Source organism: Bradyrhizobium sp. 521_C7_N1_3 (genome assembly GCF_052075975.1).
Lineage (GTDB): Bacteria > Pseudomonadota > Alphaproteobacteria > Rhizobiales > Xanthobacteraceae > Bradyrhizobium > Bradyrhizobium japonicum.
In genome coordinates this window covers 5,306,854-5,331,400 of the sequence record NZ_CP197232.1, presented here as the reverse complement: position 1 = coordinate 5,331,400, position 24,547 = coordinate 5,306,854, and the positions used below count along the sequence as shown (strand labels likewise).

The window sequence follows — 24,547 nt, the reverse complement described above, 5'->3', positions numbered from 1 at the left end:
GCCCCCTTCGCAACACCTCCACGATCCTGCTATTGTCGCGCCATGACTTCGCGCGACTCCGCTTCGTCTGAAATCACGCCGGCCGTGCTGTTGCGCGCCTATGCCTGCGGCATCTTTCCGATGGCCGAGAGCGCCGACGATCCGACCCTGTTCTGGGTCGAGCCGGAATTGCGCGGCGTCATCCCGCTCGAGGGATTTCGCGTGGCCTCACGGCTCGCGCGCACCGTCCGTTCGGACGCCTTTCGCGTCACCGTCAACACCGCGTTCAAGGCAACGATCGCCGGCTGCGCCGCGCCGCAAGCCGGGCGCGAGGACACCTGGATCAACAAGCGGATCCGCGACCTCTATGGCGGCCTCTACGACCTCGGCCATTGCCACAGCGTCGAGGCCTGGCAGGGCGACGACCTCGTCGGCGGGCTCTACGGCGTGAGCCTCGGACGCGCCTTCTTCGGCGAGAGCATGTTTCACACCGCGCGCGATGCCTCGAAGGTCGCGCTGGTGCACCTGGTCGCGCGGCTGATCCATGGCGGCTTCGAGCTGCTCGACACGCAATACGTCACCGAGCATTTGAAGAGTTTTGGCGCGGTCGAGATTTCGCGGCGGCGCTACACCGCGCTGCTCGACAAGGCGCTCGCCGGCGACCCCGGTGATTTTCTGAGGCTGTCAGCCGGTGACGCGATCCAGGGCGCACGCGCGCTCGACATCATCGCGTCGCGGCCATAATCGGGGCCTAGCGCCCGAACCCGGGGATACCGAACAGGCCCGGCCGCTGCTCCGGCGGCGGCGGGGGTGGCGGCGTCGGCTGCTGCTGCTGGATCGGCGGCAAGGGCTGCGGCGGGCGCTGCTGCACGGTCTGCTTGGGTGGCGCCGCCTTCTTCTGCGCGGGCGGCGGAGCCGGCGGCTTTGCCGCGGTCGGATCGGGCGCGGCGGTCGCAATGGTCTGCTGCGGCTCTTTGCAGTCGGTGAGCCAGATGTCGTAGATCGGATGCTCGACGCCGTGCAGGCCGGGGCTCGCCGCATACATCCAGCCCGAGAAGATGCGCTTCACCTCGCCCTGCAAGGTGATCTCGTCGACCTCGACGAAGGCGTCGGTATTGGTGGCTTCGGTCGCCGGCCGCGTATAGCAGGCGTCGGTCTTGACCCGCAGCGCGCCGAACTGGACGGTCTCGCCGATCTCCTCGTCGAAATTGATGATGCGCCCGGTGATCTTGTCGAGGCCGGAGAAGGTCGCCTTCTTGTTCACGATCTTCTGGGCCGGCGGCTCGGTGACGACCTCGTCGCCCGGCTGGAGGCTCGCCGGGGTCTGCGGGACAGTGCCGCCCGGCCCGCCCTTCTGCTGGGGCTGGCGCTGACCGGGCGCACCCGGGGCGGCTTGCGGATTGGGCGGAGCAACCGCCACGGACGGCGGCTGGTTCGGCGGAGCGACGGTTGAGCCCGGCGGCGGCGCCAGGGGCTGGGATTCGACCGGCCCCGGCATCACGTTACCTTGCCGCCCCGGCGGCGGCGCCATCGGGCGCGACGGCAGCACGCGGCCCTGCGGCGGCAGCTCGGGGACCTCTTCATCGTCATCGGGAATCTGAGGCTGCGGCTGACCACGCGGAATCGCACCCGGCGGCCGCGGCGGCGGGTCGGAGAAGATCGTGCCGATCTGCGCCTGCGCGGGCGTCGCAACCGTCAATGCGGTGGCGGCCAGAAGCGCCGCAAGACCTGGCAGGGCAAGTCTTGTAAGGGTAAAGGTTCGAACCATCTTCTCGCGCGGCTTCAACAGCGAATCGGGCTTGCTGGACATTCTACAGGGGATACCGCCGCTCGCAGGCCATCCGGTTAACACGGCGAATACGGCGGGGGAAGGGCGGCATCCCTGCCCTGCCCGCCGCCCGCTGGCCAGACCGGCGGCCTGATGGGATAGTTGAACGGCCCCTCCCCGGGGCCGAGGCGGGCAGCGCCCCCGGAAACGACGTCCAACGACAACAGAAAGCCCAAGGTCGCCCCCATGCCCGTCGTGCTCGATCCCGATGCCGCCGCCGTCTACAAGGCCTTCCAGGAGGCCGGCCGCCCTGCCTACGAGACGCTGACGGCACCGGAGGCCCGCGCCTATTACGGGCAGGCGCGCTTTGCCACCAACCCCGAGCCGCCGGAACTGGCGCGCGTCGCGGCGCTGGCGATCCCGGCGCCGCACGGCGAAATCCCCGCCCGCATCTACGTCCCGAAGCAGCCACGCCTTCAGAACGGCCTGTCGCCGGCGCTGGTGTTCTTCCATGGCGGCGGCTGGGTGATCGGCGATCTCGACTCCCACGACGTCGTCTGCCGCCAGCTCGCCGTCGAGGGCGCGCTGATCGTGATCTCGGTCGATTACCGCCTCGCGCCCGAGCACAAGTTTCCCGCCGCCGCCGATGACGCGATCGCCGCCACGAAATGGATCGCCGCGAATGCGCGCGAGCTCGGCATCGATGCCTCGCGCCTTTCGATCGGCGGCGACAGCGCCGGCGGCAATCTCGCCGCCGTGGTCGCGCTCACCGCACGCGACGCCAATGGTCCGAGGATCGCCGGCCAGCTCCTGATCTACCCCGCAACCGATTTCGCCATGACGCACGGCTCGCACCGCGAGCCCGAGACCAGCGTGCTGCTGACGCATTCGGTGATCCGCTGGTTCCGCGATCACTATCTCAACGGCACCGCCGACATCCACGACTGGCGAGCCTCGCCGGCGCGCGCGAAAAGCCTCGCCGGGCTCCCGCCGGCCTATGTGCTCACGGCCGGCGCCGATCCGCTGCGCGACGAAGGCGACGACTATGCCGAGCGCCTCAGGCAGGCCGGCGTGCCCGTCACGTACAAGCACTATCCCGGCCAATTCCACGGCTTCTTCACGATGGGCAAATTGCTCCAGCAGGCCAACCTCGCCGTCAGCGAGATCGGCGCGTGGCTGAAAGGATTGGGCTGACGCTGCCGTCCCGGATGCCACCCCTTCTCCAGACCGTCTTCGTCCTCCCCCTGCGCGCGCTGACATGGCTCGGCAGCCAGGGCACCCGTGCGGTGGCAGCCGTCGTGTTCATTGCGGCCGCGGTCCCGCCGCTCGGGATGCTGCTGCGGCCCTACGTTACCGAGGCGATCTTCGGACTTCTCTGCATCTCCTTCATGCGGGTCGATCTGGCCGCGCTCTACAGCCATCTGCGCCGGCCGGCGCTGGTCGCGACCGCCACCGCCTGGACCACGATCGGCGTGCCGCTGATCGTCGGGCTGGTCGCCCATGCAACGGGACTCACGGCTCGCTCGCCCGGCCTTGCGCTGGCGCTGATGCTCCAGAGCATGGCCTCGCCGATGATGGCGTCTCCGGCGCTTGCCGCGCTGATGGGCCTCGATGCCACGCTCGTGCTGGTCACGCTGGTGACCTCGACCGCGCTGGTTCCGTTCACGGCCTCGCTGTTCGCGGGCCTCTTCCTCGGCGACATGCTCACCATCTCGCCGCCGACGCTCGGCCTGAAGCTGCTCGGCATCCTCGCGGCATCGCTGCTCGCCGCAACCTTGATCCGATGGGTCTTCGGCGCGGCTGCGATCCAGCGTCACAAGCGGCCGATCGACGGCTTCAACATCATCATTCTCTTGGTTTTCGCAGCCGCGATCATGGGCGATGTCGTGAGCGACCTCGTGGCCCAGCCGCTGTTCACGATCGGCCTGGCGGGTCTGTCCTTCGCGATCTATTTCACGCTGCTCGCCGTCACCACGCTGCTGTTCCGCCGCATCGGCTATGAGCGCGCGCTGGCGCTCGGGCTGATGGTGTCACAGCGCAATCTCGGCCTGATGCTGGCCGCGACCGCCGGCGCGCTGCCGCCCACCACCTGGCTGTATTTCGCGATGACGCAGTTTCCGATCCATCTTGCGCCCTACATGCTGACGCCGATCGCGCGGCGCTTCACGGCGCGCGCGGACGCGGCGGCTGCAAGCAGCACGACCCAGGGCGTGCGCCCGTAAATAAAGCGGGCCCTCTCTGGTTGATCACCACCCGCGGCCTCCATCGGCAGCGCCGCCAGCGCGCTCCGAGCATATCCACGGCCGCTTTTGCCGAACGATTCCAGCGCCTCACCAGATCCAAATGATCCGCTCGGGCACGAAGCTGATCCGCGGGGGCATTCACTGCCCGGGCCGCCAGGATTACCCGTTCGTGAACGTAGCCACGACGGTGCAAGCGCGCCGTGCCGAACGGAGGAAAGGCCATGACCATGTCAGCCAATCATCAGTCCATGCTCTCACGTCGCGGTTTCTGCCTCTGCTGCGCGGCCGCCGCCGGCTTCGCTGCAACGGGCGGTTGGTTCAGCCCCGCGACAGCCTACGCCAAGGCACGCAGCATCGTGGACCTGATCCGTGACGAGGCTGCCAAGACAAAGATCAAGGTCCACAAGCTTCGCGGCAATGTCAGCATCCTCGAGGGCTCCGGCGGCAATATCGCGGTGCTGACCGGACGAGACGGCAAGGTGTTCGTCGATGCCGGCATCACGGCCTCTCGGCTGCGCATATTGGAAGCGGCGAACAGTCTCAGCCGCGATCCGATCACACACCTGATCAACACGCATTGGCACTTCGACCATGCGGACGGCAATGCATGGCTAAACGCAGAGGGAGCCGAGATCACGGCGCACGAAAACACCCACAAGCATCTCATGTCCACACAGAGGGTCGAGGATTGGGATTTCAATTTTACGCCCTCAGCCCTTGCCGCCGTTCCGACCGACATTTTCGACACGGACAAGACCCTGAAGCTGAACGGATCGACCCTTCAGCTCAAGCATTACGGACCGGCGCACACCGACAGCGACATATCAGTCAATTTCGGCGAGGCGGACATTCTCCATGTCGGTGACACCTACTGGAATGGCATTTATCCCTTCATCGACTATTCGACCGGCGGAAGCATCGGAGGCATGATCAAGGCCACGGAAGCGAACCTGGCGGCCGCAACGAAGCGGACCATCGTCATTCCCGGCCACGGCGCGCCGGTGAGCAACCGGGAAGAGCTGTCGGCCTATCGCGATATGCTGGTTGCCATCCACGACAACGTGGCGAAACTCAAGAGCCAAGGACGCTCACTCGAAGAAGCGATCTCGGCGAGGCCAACCGCCGCCTTCGATGCCAAATGGGGCCAGTTCGTCATCACGCCGGAGTTCTTCGTGCGGCTGGTTTACCAGGGCGTCTGAGGTCAATCGCCGCAAGCCAGGCGAGCGCGAGGTCGATGCCCGCGGTGATGCCCGCCGATGTCCGCACATTGCCGTCATGCGTGAAAATCTGGTCCGGCTCGAACTTCACCTAGGGAGAACGCAGTCACAGCGGCGGCGCAGCCGGCTTTGAGGCCCTGAAGAGATAGCGGTTGGTGCTGAAGAAATATTGTCCCGCTCCGCCCAGACGCCCGAACTCGCTGTGCCATGCTTCGAGATCATCGGCTGAAACGTCGTTCCTGCGGGCGACGAAGTCCCGAATGCCCTCGGCCAGCCCCTTGCTGTAGCTATCGTCATCGTACTGCAAATTCAGAATTGGAAAGACCGACGCTCCGTCCAGGTGAAGTCGTGCATCCACCAGTCTGCGGGCCATCGACCTCGGGAGACGCGGGTGAGCGCAGTGCGCTTCCCATGATTTCATCACCGCGGCCATACGTTCCGGGCTTGCGGAATGCCACACCACCGCGTCCCAGTCCGTTGCGACAAAAATCGTGCGGCCCCCTGGCTTGAGCACGCGAAATGTCTCTGCGAGGACGCGGTCAACATCAGGCACGTACTCGGCAACTTGCGTGCACACGACGACATCGAACGACGCATCCGATTGACGCAATTCCGTGGCGTTGCCGATCGCATATGAAATCCAGGCGGAAGCCTTCTGCCGGTTGCAGACCGCGATCAGGTCAGTCGACACATCGATACCGACGACAGCACCATCAGGCCCGACGATCTGCGCCATGCTTTCGCAGAGATAGCCGGGGCCACATCCGATATCGAGAACGCTCTCGCCGGCAGACAGATTGAGCTGCCGAATGGTCTCCGCGCGCTGGGCGGTCACGTCCCCCGTGAGATAGATTCTCTGGAGCCGTTTCGCGTTCTCGTTGCTGTACTCCATCCCGCCCATCTTTGCCTCCACGCTCGAGTGCCGGGTGAGATTTTCTAACCCGCCCGCGCCGCACGCCGCAGCGCCTGGGGCGGCTGGCCGAAGGCGCGGATGAAGGCGCGCCGCATGCGCTCGGGGTCGCCAAATCCGGTTGTCTCCGCGACGAGCTCGATCGCCTCGCGCGAGGACTGCACGCGCTCGCGCGCGACCTCGATCCGTAAGCGCTCGATCGCCTTGGAGGGTGTCGTGCCGGTCTCGGCGGCAAAGGCGCGGGCAAAATGCCGCGCGCTCATGCCGGCACGATCGGCGAGATCCTCGACCGTCAGCCGGGCGTCGAGGTTCTCGCGCGCCCAGGACAGCAGCGCGCCGAACCGGCCGTTCGGCGTCTTCAATTCCAAGAGCGATGAGAACTGCGACTGGCCGCCGCTGCGGCGATGATACAGCACGAGCTGGCGCGCGGCCTGTTGCGCGATCTCCTCGCCATGGTCCTCGGTGACCATCGCGAGCGCGAGATCGATACCCGCGGTGATGCCCGCCGACGTCCACACATTGCCGTCATGCGTGAAGATCTGATCCGGCTCGAACTTCACCTTGGGATAGCGCGCGACGAAATCCCGCGTGCGACCCCAATGCGTGGTGGCGCGGCGCCCATCGAGCAGGCCCGCCTCGGCCAGCACATAGGCGCCCGAGCAGACGCTCGCGACCCGCACGCCGCGCCGCGCCAGCCGCTGCACGAAGGCGCGCGTGACCTCGCAGCGTGCGGCGTCCGTCACGCCTGCGCCACCCGCGATGACCAGGGTCGTGATCGCATTCGCCGACTTGAAGTCGCGCGCCATCATTTCCACGCCGGACGAGCTGCGCACGGGCCCCGCGTTCAGCGCCAGCACGCGGATTCCGGTGGTCGTCTTCCCCGTGCAGCGCGCCGCGATCTCGAACACCGAGATCGGGCCGGCCGCATCGAGCAACTGGAAATCCGGGAAGATCAGGATGCCGATCATGGTTATGTCCGAAAGTGAGGGAAATACGCCATTTTGGACGGAATGGCATCATGAGAGGCTGCGTCCGTCAAGCTCATCTTTGGAGGACCTGCCCATGTCGTCACCGCTCCAGATCGGTCTTTTGGTGTTTCCGCGCGTCACCCAGCTCGATTTCACTGGTCCCCTGCAGGTGTTTGCCAACGTGCCCGGCGCGAAACTGCATCTGATCTGGAAGCGCATCGAGCCGGTGCCGAGCGACTCCGTGCTGACGCTGACGCCGACCACGACATTCGCCGACTGTCCGCAACTCGACGTGATCTGCGTGCCCGGCGGCGGCGGCACCAACGACCTCCTCAATGACGAGGAGGTACTGGATTTCCTGCGCAGGCAGGCCGAGGGCGCCAAATACGTCACCTCGGTCTGCACGGGATCACTGGCGCTCGGCGCCGCCGGCCTGCTCAAGGGCTACCGCGCGGCCACCCATTGGAGTGCGATGGAGATGCTCGGCCAGTTCGGCGCAACGCCGACCAAGACGCGCGTCTGCGTCGACCGTAACCGCATCACCGGCGGCGGCGTCACCGCCGGGATCGATTTCGCGCTGACGCTGGTGTCGATCCTGGTCGACCGCACCACGGCGGAAGCGATCCAGCTCCAGATCGAATACAACCCGGCACCACCGTTCAACTCAGGCTCCCCTGATACGGCGCCCGCCGAAGTGCTGGCCTTGCTCAGGGAGCGCGGCGCGGCAAACCAGGCCCGCCGCCTCGAGGCGGTCAAGCGCGCGGCTGAGCGGGTGATGTAGCCCCTGCTGTCATGTCCCGGACGCGGTGCAGCGTGCAACGCTGCGCCGCAGAGCCGGGACCCGGAAAGCCACACGGTACGCCGCTGCATGGGCCCCGGCTCTGCAGCGCATCACCATAGCGCGTCGAAGACGCGCGTGAACGCGCTTATGGTGCTGCGCAGCGTCCGGGGCACGAGACACCAACACAAGTCGTCCCCAACAGAAAAAAGCTTCCGGCTTCGCGAGCGGCCTTTGCTGTCTCGCGGAGTGCGCCGCTTCTTCAGCACCGCACCGCTGACATGACGCTGTCAGGAGCCTGTCGCGACAATCTCGATCGCGGCCAACACCCAAGGACGCTTCCCGGTCGCGTGCGCACAGGAGGGTCTCACCATGGCGCGATACCGACTCCACTGCATCGGGGCTTCCGGCAATTCGTTCAAGGTCGCGCTATTCCTCAACTGCGCCGGGCTCGACTGGGAGCCGGTCGGCCTCGACTTCGCCGGTGGCGAGACCCGCACGCCTGACTGGCGGGCCGCCACCAATGTCATGGGCGAGGTCCCCGTCCTCGAGGTCGATGGCCGGCATATGAGCCAGTCGGGTGCGATCCTGCTGTGGCTCGCCGAGACTCACGGCGTGTTCGGTCCGACACGCGAGGAGACATTCGAGGCGACGCGCTGGCTGCTGTTCGACAATCACAAGTTCACCTCGAGCTTTGCCCAGCACCGGTTTCAGCGCTGCTTCATGCCGGAGCCCGCCCACCCCGCTGTGCTCGCTTACTTGCGCGCGCGGACCGAGAGCGCCTTCTCGATCGTCGACAGACACCTGTCCGACCGCAGCTTCATGCTGGACGAGCGGCCGACGATCGTCGATTTCTCAATGTTGGGCTATCTGTACTATCCGACCGAGGAGACGGGTTTCGATCTCGCCGCGGCTTTCCCGGCCATCGACGCCTGGCGCCGGCGTGTCGCTGGACTGCCGGGCTGGAAGCCGCCCTATGAGATGATGCCGGTCGGCAACTCGCCGCCGCTCCGTCTCCATCTCTGAGAAGCGAGCAGGGCAACAGATAAAAGAAAAAGGCCGCTCGGTTTCCCAAGCGGCCTTTCCTGTCTTACGGTGGCTGCACATTCCATCGGGCGATTTCGAACTTCCAGACCGGGGGCCTATCTCCCGATCGAGTCCTGGTCGGCGGCCGCTGCATCTCGGGACAGTCGCGAACTGTTGCCCGAACCGAACGCGATGGTCTCCCATCTCCGTAAGATGGGATCATTGAGCCGCATCGCTCGCGTGGCTGCAACGCCCGCGTAGGCGCTGTCCCCGCTGTTCCCGTTGTCCACAGCAAGGTGAGGCGGATGCTGGTGCATCCACCCCTACGGCAAGGATTCGGACGAAGATCGGAAAGCTAGCCGGGCGTCCAGGGCTGGTAGTCGCCGGTCGCCTTGGGACGCTTGCCGCTGGCAAGCGTCGAGCCGGAGGGCCGATAGGCGTTCGGCGTGCCGGTGGGGTTCGGCTGGTGCGGCTTTTGCCATTCGCGCGGCTGGTAGTTCTCTTCAGTCGGCGGCACATCGACGACGTGATGGATCCAGCCGTGCCAACCCGTCGGAATGCGGCTCGCCTCGGCGTAGCCGTTATAGATGACCCAGCGCCGCTCGAAGCCGAGTGTCGGATCGATCGCGCCGCCGCGGGTCCGATAATAGCGGTTTCCCTGCTCGTCCTGACCGACCAGCTCGCCATACCGCTTGGTCCAGAGTTGGGTGCCAAAGGTCTGGCCACTCCACCAGGTGAAGAACTTGAGGAAGAACTGTTTCATACGGCTAGGGCCCTGCTTCGTGAGGCCCTGATGCCATCCGGGCGGCGAAATGTCCAGTTCCGCGGGGACTGCCGTGCCCCCGCAAAATGTGGTGCCCCGGCGTAGGCACTGCCGCAAATCGGACGCGATCCGTTCATGCCGGGTACAGCGGCCGCATGGAAACCTGCGCCACACACGCACACCGGCGTGAACCCTGGAACCGCGGGCCTTTCAAGAGGTTTGCTTCCGGGAAAAGGAGTTTGAACATGAGCAGTCTGAGAATTTTGAGCGCCGTGGCAGCGGTCGCGTTGGTTCTTCCGTTGGCGACACCGAGCTTCGCCCAGGGCCGTGGCGGCCACGGCGGTGGCGGCGGCGCCCATTTTGGCGGCGGTGGCGGGGGTGCTCATTTCGGTGGCGGCGGCGCCCGCATGGGCGGCGGCAGCTTTGCCGGTGCGCGGGTCGGTGGCGGCGGCGGGAATTTCGCCGGCCTCGCCATGCGTCCGAGCGCAGGAGCCACGTTTAGTGGTGGCGGTGGCCGTCCCCTCGCAGTCGCGGGTAACAACTGGCGTGGCGGCGGTGGCAACTGGCACGGCGGCGGCTGGCATCGTCGCGGCGGCTTCTGGCCCGGCTTCGCGGCGGGCGCGGCCATCGGCGGGCTCGGCTCCTACGCCTATTACGGCGGCGGGTACTACAACGATCCCTATTACTATGGCGACGACAGCTACTATGACGAGCCGTCGGTCGCGGTGGTGCCGGACAGCGGTGGTGACTCGTCGGCTTATTGCGCGCAGCGCTTCAAGTCCTACGATCCGGCCTCGGGCACGTATCTCGGCTATGACGGCCAGCGTCATCCCTGCCCGTAAGCAGATCGACAACGTGTGAAGGAAGAGGCGTCGCATCGGTGCGGCGCCTCTTTCGTTTGTCGCGCGCTCATCACCTGTTTCGCGCGCAGCCCGCGCATCACCGCGTGGGAGGATCTATACACGCGAGCGCGAGGGACCTTTATTCACCGCACCGTGCATATCTACAATGATCCAATCCCAAATTGACCCGTCCCGCGATTCGCCTATATCACCGATGAATGTTGGGACTTCGATCTACTGGGAAATGTCATGCCGCGTATCCTCGTGGTAGATGACGATCCGATGGTCGGCGCGACCATCGAGGTCCTGCTCCAGCGTCAGGGCTTCGATGTCACGATGGCTGACGGCGGCGAAACGGGGCTGGCTGCGCTCGAAGCGCGGACGTTTGACGTGATGCTGGTCGACATCTTCATGCCGCACATGCGCGGCTTCGAATCCATCCGCATCTTCCACGAGCGCGCGCCGGCGATCCCTCTGATCGCGATGTCCGGCTACGCCTTCGCCTCGTCTGCCTCGCCCTCCCCCGATTTCCTCCGCATGGCACTGGAACTCGGCGCGACACGCTGCCTGCGCAAGCCGTTCACGCCGGACGCGCTCCTGACCACGATCCGGGAATGCCTTGGCGAGGCCGCGCAGCCGAAGGACAAGAAAGAAGTCCCTTGATCCCAACGCAGCGCGTCATTCTCGGTGCTGGACTTGCAATCCTCCTGATCATCACCGCCGCCTCGATCGGACTCGACGTCAAGTCGCGGTACGATGCCGCCTGGGTCAATCACACCATCGAGACGCAGAAGAAGATCTCCGATCTGCGCGTGCTGATGCGACGCGCCGAGAGCGCCGCGCGCGGCTACGAAATCTATCGCAACCCGAGCTTCAGCGACGAGTTTCAGGCTGTGCACGCCCAGATCGCGCCGGCACTCGCCGACCTCAAGCGCAACCTGCGTGACAACCCCGATCAGGTCGCGCTCATCGAGGACACCGAGCCGCTGGCGCTGCGCCGGGTCGAGATCGCCGCAGAGGTGATGCGCCTGCGCGCCGATAACGACCAGGCCGGCGTTGCCGCGCTTCAGGGCAAGGCCGAGGGCCGCGGCCTGATGGACACGGTGATGGGCAATCTCGATCAGCTGAGCGCGGAGGAAGAGCGATTGCTCGCCGCACGCGCCCAGAGTTCTCGCCGCACCGGCATCGTCCTGCTCGGCATCGACGTGATCGGCGCGCTGGTGATCCTGCTGCTGGTCGCAATGCTGATGCGCGAGAGCCAGCGCACCACAGTCGCGCTGAAGAGCACGCTGCTGGAGACCACGGCGGCGAAGGAGCAACTCGAGGCGGCCGTCGCCGAGCGTACCGAGCATCTCGTCAACGCGCATGACGAGCTGCGGCTGTCGGTCAACGTGCTCCAGAGCACGTTCCACAGCATGGCCGAGGCTGTGCTGGTGATCGACGCCGAGGGCACTGTGCTTCTGTCCAATCCGGCCGCGGAGCGCATCTTGCTGCATCGCGCCGGCATGAGCCTGCGCAATCTGCGCGCCCTGTCCGACGTATTTCACGGCGACGGCGTCACGCCGCTCAGGGCGGACGAGCTGCCGTCGACGCGCGTGCTGCGCGGCGAGCACTTCGAGAACCTGGAGATGATCGTCCGCCCGCACAGCGGCAACGATGCCCGCCATCTGATGATCAGCGGCCGGCCGATGCGCGACGGACAAGGCAACGTCTCCGGGGCCGTGCTGGTCTATCACGACGCGACCACTTCGCGCGAAACCGAGCGGCAGCTGCACCAGTCGCAGAAGCTGGATGCGATCGGCAAGCTGACCGGCGGCGTCGCGCACGACTTCAACAACATGCTCACCGTGATCTCCGGCAATACCGAGACGCTGGTGGCGAGCCTGAAGCAGCAGCCCGAGCTCCAGCGCGTGGCGCGCCTGATCGACGATGCCGCTGAGCGCTGCGCCGAGCTGATTCAGCATCTGCTCGCCTTTGCACGACGGCAGCCGCTCCAGCCGCGCAATGTCGAAATCAACGGCGCGATCGCCGATATCGCCAAGCTGCTGCGCCCCACCCTCGGCGAGCAGATCCAGATCGAGACCGTGCTGGAACAGGGACCGATGACCGCGCACATCGATCCGTCCCGCCTCACCAATGCCGTGCTGAACATGGCGATCAACGCCCGCGACGCCATGCCGAACGGCGGCAAGCTGCTGCTCGAGACCCACCACGTCGTGCTCGACGAGGCCTATGCGCAGGCCCACGCGGAGGTGCAGCCCGGCCCCTACGTGATGCTCGCGGTCAGCGACACCGGCACCGGCATGACGGCGGACATCCAGCAGAAGGCCTTCGAGCCGTTCTTCACCACCAAGGAGGTCGGCAAGGGCTCGGGCCTCGGCCTCTCCATGGTCTACGGCTTCGTCAAGCAGTCCGGCGGCCACATCAAGATCTACAGCGAGGAAGGCCACGGCACCACGATCAAGCTCTATCTGCCGCCGGGCGACGGCATGACGGACGCGGCGGCCCCAGTGGCGCCGCAGGCCGAAGGCGGCGCCGAGACCATTTTCGTGGTCGAGGACGACACGCTGGTGCGCAACTTCGTCACCGCGCAGCTGCAGAGCCTCGGCTACGACACGGTCGCCGCGCCCGACAGCCGGGCCGCGCTGGACATGATCGATGGCGGCCAGGACTTCGACCTCCTGTTCACCGACGTCGTCATCCCCGGCGGCATGAGCGGTCGCGAGCTCGCCGAAGAGGTGGCCAAGCGACGGCCGGGCGTGAGGGTGCTCTACACCTCCGGCTACACCGACAACGCCATCGTCCACCACGGCAAGCTCGACGACGGCGTGCTGCTGCTGACGAAACCCTACCGCCGCAACCAGCTCGCCGAGATGATCAGGAAGGCGCTGAACGGCGGCGGGATGACGGCGGGTTAGTTCAAGGATTGTTCTGCGGCGGCTTCCGCCGCTTCGTTTCGAACACCTTCGCAACATCCGGAGGCATCGCCCCGGGCGCACGCGATCGCGCGCCTTCTATCGCCCATGCCTTTTCGAAATCGGCGCTCGCAGCGGCAGCATCGTGCTTCTTCTCATAAGCCGCGCTGCGTGCGCGATAGGCTTGTTCATTGTCCGGATCGAGCTCGATCTGCTTTGTGAAGTCGGCAATAGCCCGGTCCTGATCGTCCTTGAGCGCGTAGGCCCGGCCGCGAAGCCCGTAGACGTATCCGACCTTGGGGGCGGCTGCGATGCTGGCGTCGAAGTCGGCGATGGCTGCGTCGAGATCGCGCGTGTGCAGATAGGCCGAGCCTCGGACGCGGAGCGGATACGAACGCTTCGGATTCAGCTCGAGCGCCTTGCTGGCATCGGCAATCGCGTGCTCGAAGTCGTCCTGGCGTAAACGAGCATCGGCACGACTCTCGTAAGCCGCCGCACTGGCCGGATTCATGCTGATCCAGTGATCGATGTCGGCGATGGCGTGGTCGTAGTCTTTCTTTCGCCCGAACGCCACGGCCCGGTATCGGTATCCGTCGAAACCGCCGTCCGGTTCGATGCCTAGGGCGCTGGCAAGATCGGATGACGCGCCGGCGCGGTCGCCGATGCGATTGCGGCTGTCTTGCCGGGCGAGATAGGCCGCGATCCATCTCGGGTTGATCTCGATCGCCCTGGATTCATCCGCGATGGCACCGTGCGGATCGCCCTTCTTCGCGCGGGCAATGCCCCGGTTGGTGTAGGCGCGAAAATTCTGCGGATCGATCTCGATGGCTTTCGTCGAGTCGGCGATCGACTGATCGACATCGCCGTCCTCGAAATTGGCCGCACCGCGCCTCATATAGGCGTCGGCAAAAGCCGGATTGAGGGTGATGGCCTCGCTCTCGTCGGCGATGGCCGCCTTGTATTCGCCGCTGCGCCAGCGGGCGTTGCCCCGATCATGAAAGAAGCCCGCACGTTCATCCTGGCTCGGCGTGTCGGCCTCGATCAGGCGCGTGCAGGCCGAAATGACGGCCGCCTCCGGGGCGTCATTGGATGCAACGCAGGACACCCGGTCCTGATGGGCTTGAGCCAATCCAAGGGACGGGATCAGGCCGAGCATGACGGCCAGCGCGATGACTCTCATGCGTTGCCCCTGGAGCGAGGTGAATTGCAGGGAACTATCTAGAGGTGCAGCGCGGCTTCGCGCAAGAGACCGCGGTCTAGCGCGTCGCCAGCACCACGGCTGCGAGCGTGAAGATCAGCGCGGCGATCTGGCCCGGGCCCAACGGCTCATGCAGCGCCAGTGCCGACGCGACGACACCGATCACCGGCACGGCCATCGTCCCGATCGCGGCGACCGAGGCCGGCAGGCGCGCCAGTGCTGCGAACCAGCTGACATAGGCGATGCAGAACTGCACCACGGTGGAATAGACCAGCAGCCACCAGCCGACCGGCGTCACCAGCGAAAGATGCGTGGTCTCGATCAAGAGGCCGATGATCGAGATCGGCAGGCAGCCGATCCCGATCTGCCAGGCCGCAGCCGTGATCGGCGGCAGGTGGATCGGGTACTTCTTCGAGAACACCGTGCCGATGGCGAAGCCGAGCGCGCCGGCCAGCGCCATGATGATGCCCGGCAATTTCTCCACGCTCGCGGCAAAGCCGTTGCCGCCCATGATCGAGGCCAGGCCGACGAAGGCCATCACCAGCCCCAGCGTGCGCAGCACGGTCGGCCGCTCGCCCAGCACCGGCCAGGCGATGATCGAGGCCCAGACCGGCATGGTGTAGGCGATCAGCGCCGCCTCGCTGGCCGGCAGCCAGAGCAGCGCCAGGCCCATCAGCACCATCCAGCCGGTGACGTTGAGGACGGCGGCGGTCAGCAGGCGCGGCCAGATCCCCGGCCCCACCTTGAGGCTCTGCCGGCGGATCAGCGCGAGGGCGGCGAGCAGGACCGCGCCCAGCACGCCGGTCACCCCGCGCAGCGTCAGCGGCGGCAGCTCGGACAGCAGGAACTTCGTCACCGGCCAGTTGAAGCCCCAGCCGATCGAGGTGATGGCGAGGAACATCAGGCCGGCCGGGGCGATGCGCGGTCGCGCATCCCGGCGAGTCGAATCAAGCATGTGGGGTACCCGGCAAAATCGCGGTCAGCTTGGCGCGGATTCGCACGCGCCACCACCACCCCGGCGGGCATGCCTGCCCTCACCTTCCGTAGCCCTACGTGAGTCCCGCTGAGGCAACCCCGGTCCCGAAAAATATACCTGCCCTGTGAACAGCGGGGTGAAGGGTCCATATCGTCACGGGATGCAAATTTTTTTGGTTGGGAATCCCTGAGGACTCACTGATACTTGGCTCAACAACAGGCGCGGGCTTGCCCCCTGTTATCCCCCGCAATCCACCATATTTAGTATTTGATTCAGGAACTCGCACTAGTTCTTGACTGGCGCAACGGAGAGTCCTAGCTTTCGGTCCGTTCGGCGCGAGTGAGTTTGCGTCCCGCCGGCACTCCCCCAAAGGGTCTCGCAAATCGCCACTCCGCCAAGCCAGCCAAAGGCCGCGGATGAGGGCTTGTCTGCCCTCGAAATGCAGACCTTCGGGCGCCAGAACGGGCCGGCAACAGGCTCGGATGGCATTGGTTGAAGTGGCGTGTGGGGCGTTGAACGCATGTCGCGCACATCCCCTTGGGGGCGGATGGGTGTGGACATGCCGGCGGATGAGAACCATCGCGCCGGGAGAAACTGGGCCGGATCCACCGGCTGAACTGCGAAGCCTTAAGGCCACAAGCGGCCCGGGAGGAATCGCGAACCGAAATAGCGACCCGGGCGCCTTGCGGAGGCAGTCCGGCAGATAAAAGGACGGGGCAAGACCATGCGGATTGAGCGGCGCCACACCACTTCGGGACAGTCACCTTACGCCGGGATCGATTTCCGGCTGACCACGTCGGAGATCCGGAATCCCGACGGCTCGGTCGTGTTCAAGCTCGAGAACGTCGAGGTGCCGACCGAGTGGTCGCAGGTCGCATCCGACGTGCTCGCCCAGAAGTATTTCCGCAAGGCCGGCGTCGCCGCGCGCCTGAAGAAGGTCGAGGAGGAGTCCGTTCCCTCCTTCCTGTGGCGCTCCGTGCCCGATACCGAGGCGCTCACCGCTCTCCCCGAGAAAGAGCGCTATGTCAGCGAGCTTTCGGCCAAGCAGGTGTTCGATCGCCTCGCCGGCTGCTGGACCTATTGGGGCTGGAAGGGCAACTATTTCTCTTCCGACGAGGACGCCCAGACCTTCTATGACGAGATCCGCTACATGCTCGCCATGCAGATGGTCGCACCGAACTCGCCGCAATGGTTCAACACCGGTCTGCACTGGGCCTATGGCATCGACGGCCCCGGCCAGGGCCACTATTACGTCGACCCCTTCACCGGCAAGCTGACCAAGTCCAAATCGGCCTACGAGCACCCGCAGCCGCACGCCTGCTTCATCCAGGGCGTCGGTGACGACCTCGTCAACGAGGGCGGCATCATGGACCTCTGGGTCCGCGAAGCCCGCCTGTTCAAGTATGGCTCCGGCACCGGCTCCAACTTCTCGCGCCTGCGCGGCGAAGGCGAGAAGCTGTCCGGCGGCGGCCGCTCGTCCGGCCTGATGAGCTTCCTCAAGATCGGCGACCGCGCGGCGGGCGCGATCAAGTCGGGCGGCACCACGCGCCGCGCCGCCAAGATGGTCGTGGTCGACGTCGATCACCCCGATATCGAGACCTATATCGACTGGAAGGTGAAGGAGGAGCAGAAAGTCGCCGCCCTCGTCACCGGCTCCAAGATCAACCAGAAGCACCTCAAGGCGGTGCTGAAGGCCTGCGTGAACTGCGAAGGCTCGGGCGACGATTGCTTCGACCCCGAGAAGAACCCGGCGCTCCGCCGCGAGATCAAGCTCGCGCGCCGCAGCCTCGTGCCTGACAATTACATCAAGCGCGTGATGCAGTTTGCCAAGCAGGGCTACAAGGACATCCAGTTCGACGTCTATGACACCGACTGGGATTCGGAAGCCTACCTCACGGTCTCCGGCCAGAACTCCAACAACTCGGTCTCGCTGAAGGACGACTTCCTCCGCGCCGTGGAAACGGATGGCGACTGGAACCTGAACGCCCGCACCTCCAAGAAGGTGACCAAGACGCTGAAGGCGCGCGACCTCTGGGAAAAGATTGGCTACGCCGCCTGGGCGTCGGCCGACCCCGGCCTGCACTTCAACACCACCATGAACGACTGGCACACGTGTAAAGCGTCCGGCGACATCCGCGCCTCCAATCCGTGCTCGGAATACATGTTCCTGGACGACACGGCGTGCAACCTGGCGTCTGCGAACCTGCTGACGTTCTATAACACGACGACGAAGCAGTTCGACGTCGCCGGCTACGAGCACCTCTGCCAGCTCTGGACCATCGTGCTCGAAATCTCCGTGATGATGGCGCAGTTCCCGTCGCGCGCGATCGCCGAGCTCTCCTACGAGTTCCGCACGCTCGGCCTCGGCTACGCCAACATCGGCGGCCTCCTGATGACCATGGGTCTGTCTTATGACTCCAAGGAAGGCCGTGCGCTCTGCGGCGCGCTGACCGCTGTGATGACCGGCATCACCTATAAGACCTCCGCGGAAATGGCTGCTGAACTGGGCACATTCCCCGGTTACAAGAAGAACGCCGCGCACATGCTGCGCGTCATCCGCAACCACCGCCGCGCCGCCCACGGCCAGACCAGCGGCTACGAGGCGCTCTCGGTGAACCCGGTGCCGATGGACCTCACCTCCTGCCCGCAGGCTGACCTCGTCAGCCACGCGCAGGCCGCCTGGGATGCGGCGCTCGAGCTCGGCGAGAAGCACGGCTATCGCAACGCCCAGACCACAGTGATCGCGCCCACCGGCACGATCGGCCTCGTGATGGATTGCGACACCACCGGCATCGAGCCCGACTTCGCGCTGGTGAAATTCAAGAAGCTCGCCGGCGGCGGCTACTTCAAGATCATCAACCGCGCGGTCCCCGCGGCGCTGCGCGCGCTCGGCTATCGCGAGAGCGAGATCGCGGAGATCGAGGCCTATGCCGTCGGCCACGGCTCGCTGTCCAATGCGCCGGGCATCAATGCCTCGACGCTGAAGGCCAAGGGCTTCACCGACGAAGCCATCACCAAGGTCGAGAAGGCCCTGCCGACCGCCTTCGACATCAAGTTCGCCTTCAACAAGTGGACCTTTGGCGAGGAATTCATTCGCGACCAGTTGGGCATTGGTGCTGAAGCCATTGCCGCGCCGGGCTTCGACCTCCTCCAGGCGGTCGGGTTTACAAAACGCGAGATCGAGGCGGCCAACGTCCACATCTGCGGCGCGATGACCGTGGAAGGTGCCCCGCACCTGAAGGCCGAGCACTATTCGGTGTTCGACTGCGCCAACCCCTGCGGCAAGATCGGCAAGCGCTATCTGTCGGTCGAGAGCCACATCCGCATGATGGCGGCGGCCCAGCCCTTCATCTCGGGCGCGATCTCCAAGACCATCAACATGCCGAACGACGCCACGGTGGAGGACTGCAAGTCCGCCTACATGCTGTCGTGGAAGCTCGCCTTGAAGGCCAACGCACTCTATCGCGACGGCTCCAAGCTCTCTCAGCCGCTCAACTCGCAGCTCATCGCCGACGATGAGGACGAGGAGGATGCGGTCGAGAGCCTCTACGAGAAGCCGATGGCGGCGCGTGCCACCCAGGTCTCGGAAAAGATCGTCGAGAAGCTGGTCGAGCGCATCATCGTGATGCGCGAGCGCGAGAAGATGCCGGATCGCCGCAAGGGCTACACCCAGAAGGCGGTCGTCGGCGGCCACAAGGTCTATCTCCGGACCGGCGAGTATGATGACGGCCGTCTCGGCGAGATCTTCATCGACATGCATAAGGAAGGCGCCGCACTCCGCTCCTTCATCAACAACTTCGCCATCGCGGTGTCGCTGGGCCTCCAGTACGGCGTGCCGCTCGACGAATATGTCGACGCCTTCACCTTCACCCGCTTCGAGCCGGCGGGCCCCGTGCAGGGCAACGACAGCATCAAGTACGCGACCTCGATCCTCGACTACGTCTTCCGCGAGCTCGCGGTGAGCTACATGTCGCGCTTCGATCTCGCCCATGTCGACCCGACCGAGTCGAATTTCGACGCGCTCGGCAAGGGCGTCGAGGAAGGCAAGGAGCCGGACGAGACCCACCACGCCACCAAGCTAGTGTCGCGCGGCCTCACCCGCTCCCGCACCGACAACCTCGTCGTGATGCGCGGCGGCTCCGCCGCGGTCACCCAGGGCAACGACAGCGCCCCGACCGGCGGCAGCAAGGTCACGGCACTGGCCTCGCACGCCGCGAGCGCGCGGGTCGGCGATGTCCTGGATGGCGCGGTCGCGCTGAAGCAGGAAGTGGCCCACGACCTCTCGCCGACGGAGAAGCTGGAAGCCCTCCAGTGGAGCAAGGCCGGCAGCGCCCAGACGGTCGCGGCCCCCTCGAAGGCCGAACGCCGCGCGGAAGCCAAGGCCAAGGGCTACGAAGGCGAGATGTGCTCAGAGTGCGGCAACTTCACGCTGGTGCGGAATGGCACCTGCATGAAGTGCGATACTTGCGGCAGCACGACGGGGTGTTCGTGAGCACCGCGTTATAGTCCCAGCCTTGGCGAGACCCGCTGATCGAATCAGCGGGTCTTTTGCTATTGGTCCCCAGCGAATATTCAGTTGCAAACGCACCCGTAGCGGGCACCTTGCTTCGGCAATCGGTATTTCCGTCGATACGACCGCTGAGCGCAATTGAGCGAAAATGGCCCTTTCGCGATGAAGCGCCAGTTTCTGCGGGTGGCGGCGGATATGGGCAATTCGTAGCTCGGATGAGCCAACGGGTCGGCGCGAAGCGCCGCCCGATGACAAGCTCCGCGATATCCGGGAAGGGTGTGGGATGGGTTTCGCTTCCGCCTTCGCTCTTCGAGCTACGGCGGACAAGTCGCTCCACCCATCCTACGAGACCTCACGGCTCATCATTCGCCGGCGCGTTGCGGCGTGCTTGTCTTGCGGCTTGTCTTGCGTCTTTTCTGGCGACCCAGTGCGCGCGAAATCGCTTCGCGGCATGAAACGCCCGCGGCGCCACGACCTGAAACGCCATGGAAGCAACGCCGGCGACAAATCCCTTCACCACGTCAAAAGCGAAATCGGGTCCAAAATACTCCCACATGACCCTGCATCCTTCTTCGCGAAGGCACCGCCGGGCAGTCGTGGGCTGACATCAAAAATGGAAAGGCCCCGTCCGTCACCGGCGGGGCCTCAAGAAAACTCCCTGCACGCGCCGTTGCGCGCACGCGAAATCTCTCGGTTCACCCGCTCATGGTGGACACGATGAAAGAGCTGCAAAGCATGGCCGTGCGATTGAAAGCGCCCATAACGATCACCCCGAAATTGCCGAATGCCGACCCACACGGTGCGCATCTTGGAGCAGCGCACGAGGGTCTGGTGTCGGCGCCATGGAAGCAGACTCGAAGTCTGCCGTCTGTGTGCCATTTCACAACTGCCGGAAGACTTTTATAAGGCATGATGAGCAAGCGTAGCCCGCAGGAAGGACCGCCATGAACGGCAATCGCTACTACGGGGTTCGGGTCGAGGGCGCCAAATACGGCGTCGGTTTCGGCTCCGCACTCGCCATCGCAATCTCCTACACCAACAATCATTCGATCCTGTGGGCGATCATCCACGGCATCCTGGGCTGGCTCTACGTGGTCTATGTCGCCCTGTTCCGGTGACGACGAGCGCGCGAGGATCGATCTCGCCAACGACGGGAGCGATGACGCGGATCGGGCGAGCACGGTCCCGCGCGCAGGACGGTCAAGACCCGGCAGGATGGCCTTGCCGATGCCCGGCAAAATCTCACCACATGGCCGCCACGCAAGCGACAACCCGCAATCGCGATTTCAGCGCAAACCCGACGGAGGCTTGCGGTTTCATCGATATTCAGGAGTCATTTGCAATGTTGGGGACGATCGAAAATAAGCCAACGGGAAAATCCGGCCGGCGCGGCGCGAAGAAGAAGGCCGGGCAACGGACCAGGGCCGGTGAGCAACACGCGACTGCAGCCCATCAATTGCCGGATGCCACAGCGGAGATCAGCCAAGAGACTAGGCAAGAGACCAAGCAAGAGAACAGGCAAGAGACCGAGCAAGAGGTAGGGCAAGAGACGAGCCCAGAGGTCGGTGCGCAGCTACCCTCGGCCGCAGCCTTGCCGGGCGAGGCTTCCGGGATGGAGATCGCTGCAAGCGCGCCTGTCGCACCGGTGGAACCCTCCCAGGCCAGCACGCAGGCGATTGCCGATGCCTATAGCGACTACACGAGGACGTCGCTTGAGCACGCCTGGACCTTCCTGGGAAAGCTCGCGACGGCGCGCTCACCCGTCGAGGCCTTTGAGCTTCAGATGGAGTACGCGAAACAGGTGTGCGGATCGTTGATCGCCGAATCCCAGAAGATCGCCGAGTTGCATGGACAATTGACCAGACAAAGGGTCATGCATTTTGAGGGGTTCGTGGCCAGGCTCACCCAGACGACGCTCGAAATCCGCGCGACACGTCACTGACAGCAGCTGCGCATTCCAACGCGGGGGGAGCGAGCGTAGCCCGGATGCAGCGAAGCGAAATCCGGGACCAGTGTGCCTTGTGGCATCATCCCGGATTGCGCGGAGCCTGTCATCGGGCGGCGCTTTGCGCCGACCCGTTGGCTCCATCCGGGCTACTTGCTCCTTGCTGCGGTCTCGGCATCGGCTAGCCGGTTGTCTTGGCCCGCTGCACTTCGTGCGGGTGGCGACGATCGCCACGCCGATTTGACTTGCGAACGTAGGTGACGAGTGCCTCGGGGTTCTCGAGCTTGATCTTTAGCGCCGCGACCAATGCGTCCTCGGCTTCGATCGTGAGCACCTTGGCACGCACCCCGAGCTTCAACCCGACAGTGTATGACGTCATGGCAGACTCCACGGGTCCGAGCTTCCACCGTACCTCAATCGGCATCTTTTCGGAACAGCCCTGCTCGACACATCCCCTTTCGCCGCCGAACAAACCGGATCACGACCGCTCTATCAGGATCGGTGAACCGAGCTCTTCGAAATGAAACAGCTGAAAGACCCGCTGGCCGTTGAAGTCGAGCACTCTCAAATCATCGGTCTCGTGCAGATTGCTTTCGACCGCGTGAAAGTGCCCGCCGTAGCGCTCTCTGGCGAGCGACAAGGGAACCTCGAACGCGACGAACTTGCCGATACCTTTTTGCCTGAGCACCCCCAGGAGCTTCTGGTCGTCCAGGGACTGGTGCGAGGTGAGAATGAGCAGCGGACCGCTCGCCGTGAGCAGCAGAAGCGATTTCATTGGATCCTCCTTTACGCCCCTCCCTACCTGATCTTCGCCAGGACTCCTTCAGGCGCTCTGGCTCCGCACGAACCTGCGCCTCCATAGCGTGTTGCAATGCGAGTATGCTCCCGCTGGACAATTCTGCGGAGGCCTTTCTGTCCAGATTCTGCTCCCAATCCCGGATGGTTTGCTTGGTGGCGTTTTGGGCCTCCGACGTCGTCTTAACGTACTCCTTCATGCAGGCGTCGGCCATTGAGCATGTCTGGCACTCCTGGGCCGCGGCCGGACCTGAAAGAAGCAAGACGAGTGTCGCGGTGAGACCCTCATGGCGCTTCCTCCCACGATAGCAGCGCACGTCGCGGGGATGCCCCGGGGAGCAGCGCCCGGCTGCTTCAGCAACCGTAGCCCGCCATAATTTCTCCTTCGCGCGCGCGTTGTGTTGGACAACGGTGAGGCCTATCCTTCCGACAATCGGACTGCCGCACTCCCATTAACGCCCGACTGGATGGAGCGCGCATCGGTGCCTGAAGCGAACGACCCCAAGCCTGACGAACCCAAGCCTGGCGAACCCAAGCCTGACGAGCCCAAGCCTGAGGCCCACAAGCCTGAGGCCGCCAAGCCTGATGCTGCCAAGCCTGATGCCGCCAAGCCGGACGATGTGCGCGCCGATGGCGGGCTGGCGCGGGCCTATGACCAGATCAAGAGCGCAGAGCAGGACCTTGCGCGGCTGGACCGGCTCGTTTCCGGAATGGAACGCGGCAACGAAGGCCCGCGGGCCCCGCAAGCCAGCGCCGCCGCGAAGGCAGCCGAAACTCCCAGGGACAAGGCGCCGGCACCGGAAAGCAAGGTTGGCAATCAAGGCCTGAAGGGAGATCGGACCATGCTGCGTGCCTTGGTTGGCCTCGTGCTGGCGATCGGCCTTCTCGGTGCCGCCTTTGCTTCGCAATATCGCGATGAAGCCAGCTTGATGACCAGGTCGATCATGGCGCGGTGGGCTCCGCCGGCCGCGAGCAAGCCCTCGCGAGCGCCCGCGGTCGAAAGTCCGGCGCAGCCGCCGGCCGTGCAACTGGCTGCTGCGGATGAGCCTGGTCCGTTGCCCGCGCCGCCGCTCAGCAAGGAAACGGAAAGCGCTGCAAGAGCTGAGGCTCCAAAACCTGACGCTGCAAGACCTGACGCGCCAAGAACCGGCGCCACGGCGCCTGACCCCTCATCGTCCGATCTCGCACAATCGCTCAAGACCATCACCAGCGAGCTTGCGAACATCAATGGAAAGCTCGAGCAATTGAAAAGCCGCAACGAGCAGGCGCTGCGCGAACAGGCCGACACCATCCAACAGCTCAAGGCGGCGCAGGAGAAGGATACGGCGGACAATGCGCGCCTCGCCGCGCAGGTCCAGGCGCTGCAAACGCAACTGACGACGTCATCCACACCCGCACCCGCGAAACCCGCCGTGCGGAGCGTGACGAGCAACGAGACGGCTGCGCCTGCACGGCCGCACGTGCAAGCGGCCCCACCCCGGCGGCCCAGGCCGCCACCGCGAGGACCCTGGATGCCCCCGCCCTACTATATGGGCGACCCCTACGGCGATCCGGATTGGTGAGCCGTCAGCGTTCTCGGCCAAGAGCCTTAGTACCAAGAGCCTTGGTACCAAGCGCCTTGGTACCATGCTGCGCGGCGATCGGCCGGCAGGCCCTCGGCCACATCCGTGCGACGTCACGACGGGCCTCGGCATGTCCGGCCAGGTCGCGTCCG

The 24,547-nt window shown here is 65.2% G+C and carries 21 protein-coding genes; 13 read left to right on the top strand and 8 right to left on the bottom strand.

Translation table 11 applies throughout. The features are described 5' to 3' along the window. The first annotated feature begins 42 nt into the window (after positions 1-42). A complete protein-coding gene (gene aat / locus AB7008_RS24715; RefSeq protein WP_441259669.1) occupies positions 43-723 on the top strand; it encodes a leucyl/phenylalanyl-tRNA--protein transferase in 681 nt (226 codons plus the stop codon). Between the two features lie 7 nt (positions 724-730). On the opposite strand, the gene AB7008_RS24710 is transcribed toward aat, so the two are convergent. Further along, positions 731-1,789: a DUF2155 domain-containing protein gene (locus AB7008_RS24710; RefSeq protein ID WP_441259668.1), complete on the bottom strand. Its 1,059-nt coding sequence runs from the start codon at positions 1,787-1,789 to the stop codon at positions 731-733. A 204-nt stretch (positions 1,790-1,993) separates the two neighbouring features. Here AB7008_RS24710 and AB7008_RS24705 point away from each other — a divergent pair, with 204 nt between their 5' ends. The 3 genes from AB7008_RS24705 to AB7008_RS24695 all read left to right on the top strand — a co-directional run bounded on the left by AB7008_RS24705 (position 1,994) and on the right by AB7008_RS24695 (position 5,189). Then, the gene (locus AB7008_RS24705; RefSeq protein WP_441259667.1) at positions 1,994-2,941 is read left to right on the top strand and encodes an alpha/beta hydrolase; all 948 of its coding nucleotides are present in this window, start codon (positions 1,994-1,996) and stop codon (positions 2,939-2,941) included. Positions 2,942-2,955: 14 nt separating this feature from the next. Beyond that, a complete protein-coding gene (locus AB7008_RS24700) occupies positions 2,956-3,969 on the top strand; it encodes a Na+-dependent transporter (RefSeq protein WP_441261246.1) in 1,014 nt (337 codons plus the stop codon). Between the two features lie 248 nt (positions 3,970-4,217). After that, entirely contained in the window at positions 4,218-5,189 is a 972-nt protein-coding gene (locus tag AB7008_RS24695) for an MBL fold metallo-hydrolase (RefSeq protein WP_441261245.1), read from the top strand. Between the two features lie 124 nt (positions 5,190-5,313). Here AB7008_RS24695 and AB7008_RS24690 read toward each other — a convergent pair whose 3' ends face one another. Both AB7008_RS24690 and AB7008_RS24685 read right to left on the bottom strand, forming a co-directional pair. After that, complete coding sequence (locus AB7008_RS24690) at positions 5,314-6,108, bottom strand: methyltransferase domain-containing protein (protein WP_441259666.1); 795 nt, start codon at positions 6,106-6,108, stop codon at positions 5,314-5,316. 35 nt (positions 6,109-6,143) lie between these two features. Then, on the bottom strand, positions 6,144-7,085 hold the full coding sequence (locus AB7008_RS24685) for a GlxA family transcriptional regulator (protein WP_028161211.1): 942 nt from the start codon (positions 7,083-7,085) through the stop codon (positions 6,144-6,146). A gap of 94 nt (positions 7,086-7,179) precedes the next feature. On the opposite strand from AB7008_RS24685, the gene AB7008_RS24680 reads away from it, so the two are divergent. Continuing rightward, the gene (locus AB7008_RS24680; protein ID WP_304494115.1) at positions 7,180-7,866 is read left to right on the top strand and encodes a DJ-1/PfpI family protein; all 687 of its coding nucleotides are present in this window, start codon (positions 7,180-7,182) and stop codon (positions 7,864-7,866) included. Between the two features lie 369 nt (positions 7,867-8,235). Then, entirely contained in the window at positions 8,236-8,889 is a 654-nt protein-coding gene (locus AB7008_RS24675; protein WP_441259665.1) for a glutathione S-transferase family protein, read from the top strand. A 355-nt stretch (positions 8,890-9,244) separates the two neighbouring features. Here the strand turns inward: AB7008_RS24675 and AB7008_RS24670 are convergent, their stop codons facing one another. Further along, a complete protein-coding gene (locus AB7008_RS24670) occupies positions 9,245-9,652 on the bottom strand; it encodes an NADH:ubiquinone oxidoreductase subunit NDUFA12 (RefSeq protein ID WP_014495608.1) in 408 nt (135 codons plus the stop codon). A gap of 245 nt (positions 9,653-9,897) precedes the next feature. On the opposite strand from AB7008_RS24670, the gene AB7008_RS24665 reads away from it, so the two are divergent. The 3 genes from AB7008_RS24665 (at position 9,898) to AB7008_RS24655 (ending at position 13,412) form a co-directional block, all read left to right on the top strand. Further along, on the top strand, positions 9,898-10,494 hold the full coding sequence (locus AB7008_RS24665) for a BA14K family protein (protein WP_264621072.1): 597 nt from the start codon (positions 9,898-9,900) through the stop codon (positions 10,492-10,494). Between the two features lie 249 nt (positions 10,495-10,743). Further along, positions 10,744-11,157 (top strand): response regulator, encoded by a 414-nt coding sequence (locus AB7008_RS24660; RefSeq protein WP_441259664.1) that lies wholly within the window; start codon positions 10,744-10,746, stop codon positions 11,155-11,157. Next, positions 11,154-13,412 carry a CHASE3 domain-containing protein gene (locus AB7008_RS24655; protein ID WP_441259663.1) on the top strand — a complete coding sequence of 753 codons (2,259 nt, stop codon included), beginning with the start codon at positions 11,154-11,156 and terminating at the stop codon, positions 13,410-13,412. The genes AB7008_RS24660 and AB7008_RS24655 overlap by 4 nt, the downstream gene beginning before the upstream one ends. A gap of 1 nt (position 13,413) precedes the next feature. Here the strand turns inward: AB7008_RS24655 and AB7008_RS24650 are convergent, their stop codons facing one another. Beyond that, complete coding sequence (locus tag AB7008_RS24650; protein WP_304494112.1) at positions 13,414-14,589, bottom strand: tetratricopeptide repeat protein; 1,176 nt, start codon at positions 14,587-14,589, stop codon at positions 13,414-13,416. 76 nt (positions 14,590-14,665) lie between these two features. Then, a complete protein-coding gene (locus tag AB7008_RS24645; protein WP_304494111.1) occupies positions 14,666-15,562 on the bottom strand; it encodes a DMT family transporter in 897 nt (298 codons plus the stop codon). 745 nt (positions 15,563-16,307) lie between these two features. Here AB7008_RS24645 and AB7008_RS24640 point away from each other — a divergent pair. The 3 genes from AB7008_RS24640 to AB7008_RS24630 all read left to right on the top strand — a co-directional run bounded on the left by AB7008_RS24640 (position 16,308) and on the right by AB7008_RS24630 (position 22,035). Then, positions 16,308-20,075 carry a vitamin B12-dependent ribonucleotide reductase gene (locus AB7008_RS24640; RefSeq protein WP_304494110.1) on the top strand — a complete coding sequence of 1,256 codons (3,768 nt, stop codon included), beginning with the start codon at positions 16,308-16,310 and terminating at the stop codon, positions 20,073-20,075. 962 nt (positions 20,076-21,037) lie between these two features. Beyond that, positions 21,038-21,211 carry a hypothetical protein gene (locus AB7008_RS24635; protein WP_014495615.1) on the top strand — a complete coding sequence of 58 codons (174 nt, stop codon included), beginning with the start codon at positions 21,038-21,040 and terminating at the stop codon, positions 21,209-21,211. A gap of 131 nt (positions 21,212-21,342) precedes the next feature. Next, positions 21,343-22,035, top strand: a complete 693-nt coding sequence (locus AB7008_RS24630) for a phasin family protein (RefSeq protein ID WP_304494109.1) — start codon at positions 21,343-21,345, stop codon at positions 22,033-22,035. A 184-nt stretch (positions 22,036-22,219) separates the two neighbouring features. On the opposite strand, the gene AB7008_RS24625 is transcribed toward AB7008_RS24630, so the two are convergent. Together AB7008_RS24625 and AB7008_RS24620 are read right to left on the bottom strand one after the other, a co-directional pair. After that, positions 22,220-22,417 carry a hypothetical protein gene (locus tag AB7008_RS24625; protein WP_014495617.1) on the bottom strand — a complete coding sequence of 66 codons (198 nt, stop codon included), beginning with the start codon at positions 22,415-22,417 and terminating at the stop codon, positions 22,220-22,222. A gap of 99 nt (positions 22,418-22,516) precedes the next feature. Beyond that, on the bottom strand, positions 22,517-22,813 hold the full coding sequence (locus tag AB7008_RS24620) for a hypothetical protein (RefSeq protein ID WP_014495618.1): 297 nt from the start codon (positions 22,811-22,813) through the stop codon (positions 22,517-22,519). A gap of 487 nt (positions 22,814-23,300) precedes the next feature. Here AB7008_RS24620 and AB7008_RS24615 point away from each other — a divergent pair, with 487 nt between their 5' ends. Further along, positions 23,301-24,395 carry a hypothetical protein gene (locus tag AB7008_RS24615; protein WP_441259662.1) on the top strand — a complete coding sequence of 365 codons (1,095 nt, stop codon included), beginning with the start codon at positions 23,301-23,303 and terminating at the stop codon, positions 24,393-24,395. The last annotated feature ends 152 nt before the right edge of the window (positions 24,396-24,547 follow it).

Excerpts from the sequence above, each read along its gene's own strand:
- aat (WP_441259669.1), top strand. The coding sequence starts at position 43 with ATGACTTCGCGCGACTCCGCTTCGTCTGAAATCACGCCGGCCGTGCTG.
- AB7008_RS24710 (WP_441259668.1), bottom strand. The coding sequence starts at position 1,789 with ATGTCCAGCAAGCCCGATTCGCTGTTGAAGCCGCGCGAGAAGATGGTT.
- AB7008_RS24705 (WP_441259667.1), top strand. The coding sequence starts at position 1,994 with ATGCCCGTCGTGCTCGATCCCGATGCCGCCGCCGTCTACAAGGCCTTC.
- AB7008_RS24700 (WP_441261246.1), top strand. The coding sequence starts at position 2,956 with ATGCCACCCCTTCTCCAGACCGTCTTCGTCCTCCCCCTGCGCGCGCTG.
- AB7008_RS24695 (WP_441261245.1), top strand. The coding sequence starts at position 4,218 with ATGTCAGCCAATCATCAGTCCATGCTCTCACGTCGCGGTTTCTGCCTC.
- AB7008_RS24690 (WP_441259666.1), bottom strand. The coding sequence starts at position 6,108 with ATGGGCGGGATGGAGTACAGCAACGAGAACGCGAAACGGCTCCAGAGA.
- AB7008_RS24685 (WP_028161211.1), bottom strand. The coding sequence starts at position 7,085 with ATGATCGGCATCCTGATCTTCCCGGATTTCCAGTTGCTCGATGCGGCC.
- AB7008_RS24680 (WP_304494115.1), top strand. The coding sequence starts at position 7,180 with ATGTCGTCACCGCTCCAGATCGGTCTTTTGGTGTTTCCGCGCGTCACC.
- AB7008_RS24675 (WP_441259665.1), top strand. The coding sequence starts at position 8,236 with ATGGCGCGATACCGACTCCACTGCATCGGGGCTTCCGGCAATTCGTTC.
- AB7008_RS24670 (WP_014495608.1), bottom strand. The coding sequence starts at position 9,652 with ATGAAACAGTTCTTCCTCAAGTTCTTCACCTGGTGGAGTGGCCAGACC.
- AB7008_RS24665 (WP_264621072.1), top strand. The coding sequence starts at position 9,898 with ATGAGCAGTCTGAGAATTTTGAGCGCCGTGGCAGCGGTCGCGTTGGTT.
- AB7008_RS24660 (WP_441259664.1), top strand. The coding sequence starts at position 10,744 with ATGCCGCGTATCCTCGTGGTAGATGACGATCCGATGGTCGGCGCGACC.
- AB7008_RS24650 (WP_304494112.1), bottom strand. The coding sequence starts at position 14,589 with ATGAGAGTCATCGCGCTGGCCGTCATGCTCGGCCTGATCCCGTCCCTT.
- AB7008_RS24645 (WP_304494111.1), bottom strand. The coding sequence starts at position 15,562 with ATGCTTGATTCGACTCGCCGGGATGCGCGACCGCGCATCGCCCCGGCC.
- AB7008_RS24640 (WP_304494110.1), top strand. The coding sequence starts at position 16,308 with ATGCGGATTGAGCGGCGCCACACCACTTCGGGACAGTCACCTTACGCC.
- AB7008_RS24635 (WP_014495615.1), top strand. The coding sequence starts at position 21,038 with ATGAACGGCAATCGCTACTACGGGGTTCGGGTCGAGGGCGCCAAATAC.
- AB7008_RS24630 (WP_304494109.1), top strand. The coding sequence starts at position 21,343 with ATGGCCGCCACGCAAGCGACAACCCGCAATCGCGATTTCAGCGCAAAC.
- AB7008_RS24625 (WP_014495617.1), bottom strand. The coding sequence starts at position 22,417 with ATGACGTCATACACTGTCGGGTTGAAGCTCGGGGTGCGTGCCAAGGTG.
- AB7008_RS24620 (WP_014495618.1), bottom strand. The coding sequence starts at position 22,813 with ATGAAATCGCTTCTGCTGCTCACGGCGAGCGGTCCGCTGCTCATTCTC.
- AB7008_RS24615 (WP_441259662.1), top strand. The coding sequence starts at position 23,301 with ATGGAGCGCGCATCGGTGCCTGAAGCGAACGACCCCAAGCCTGACGAA.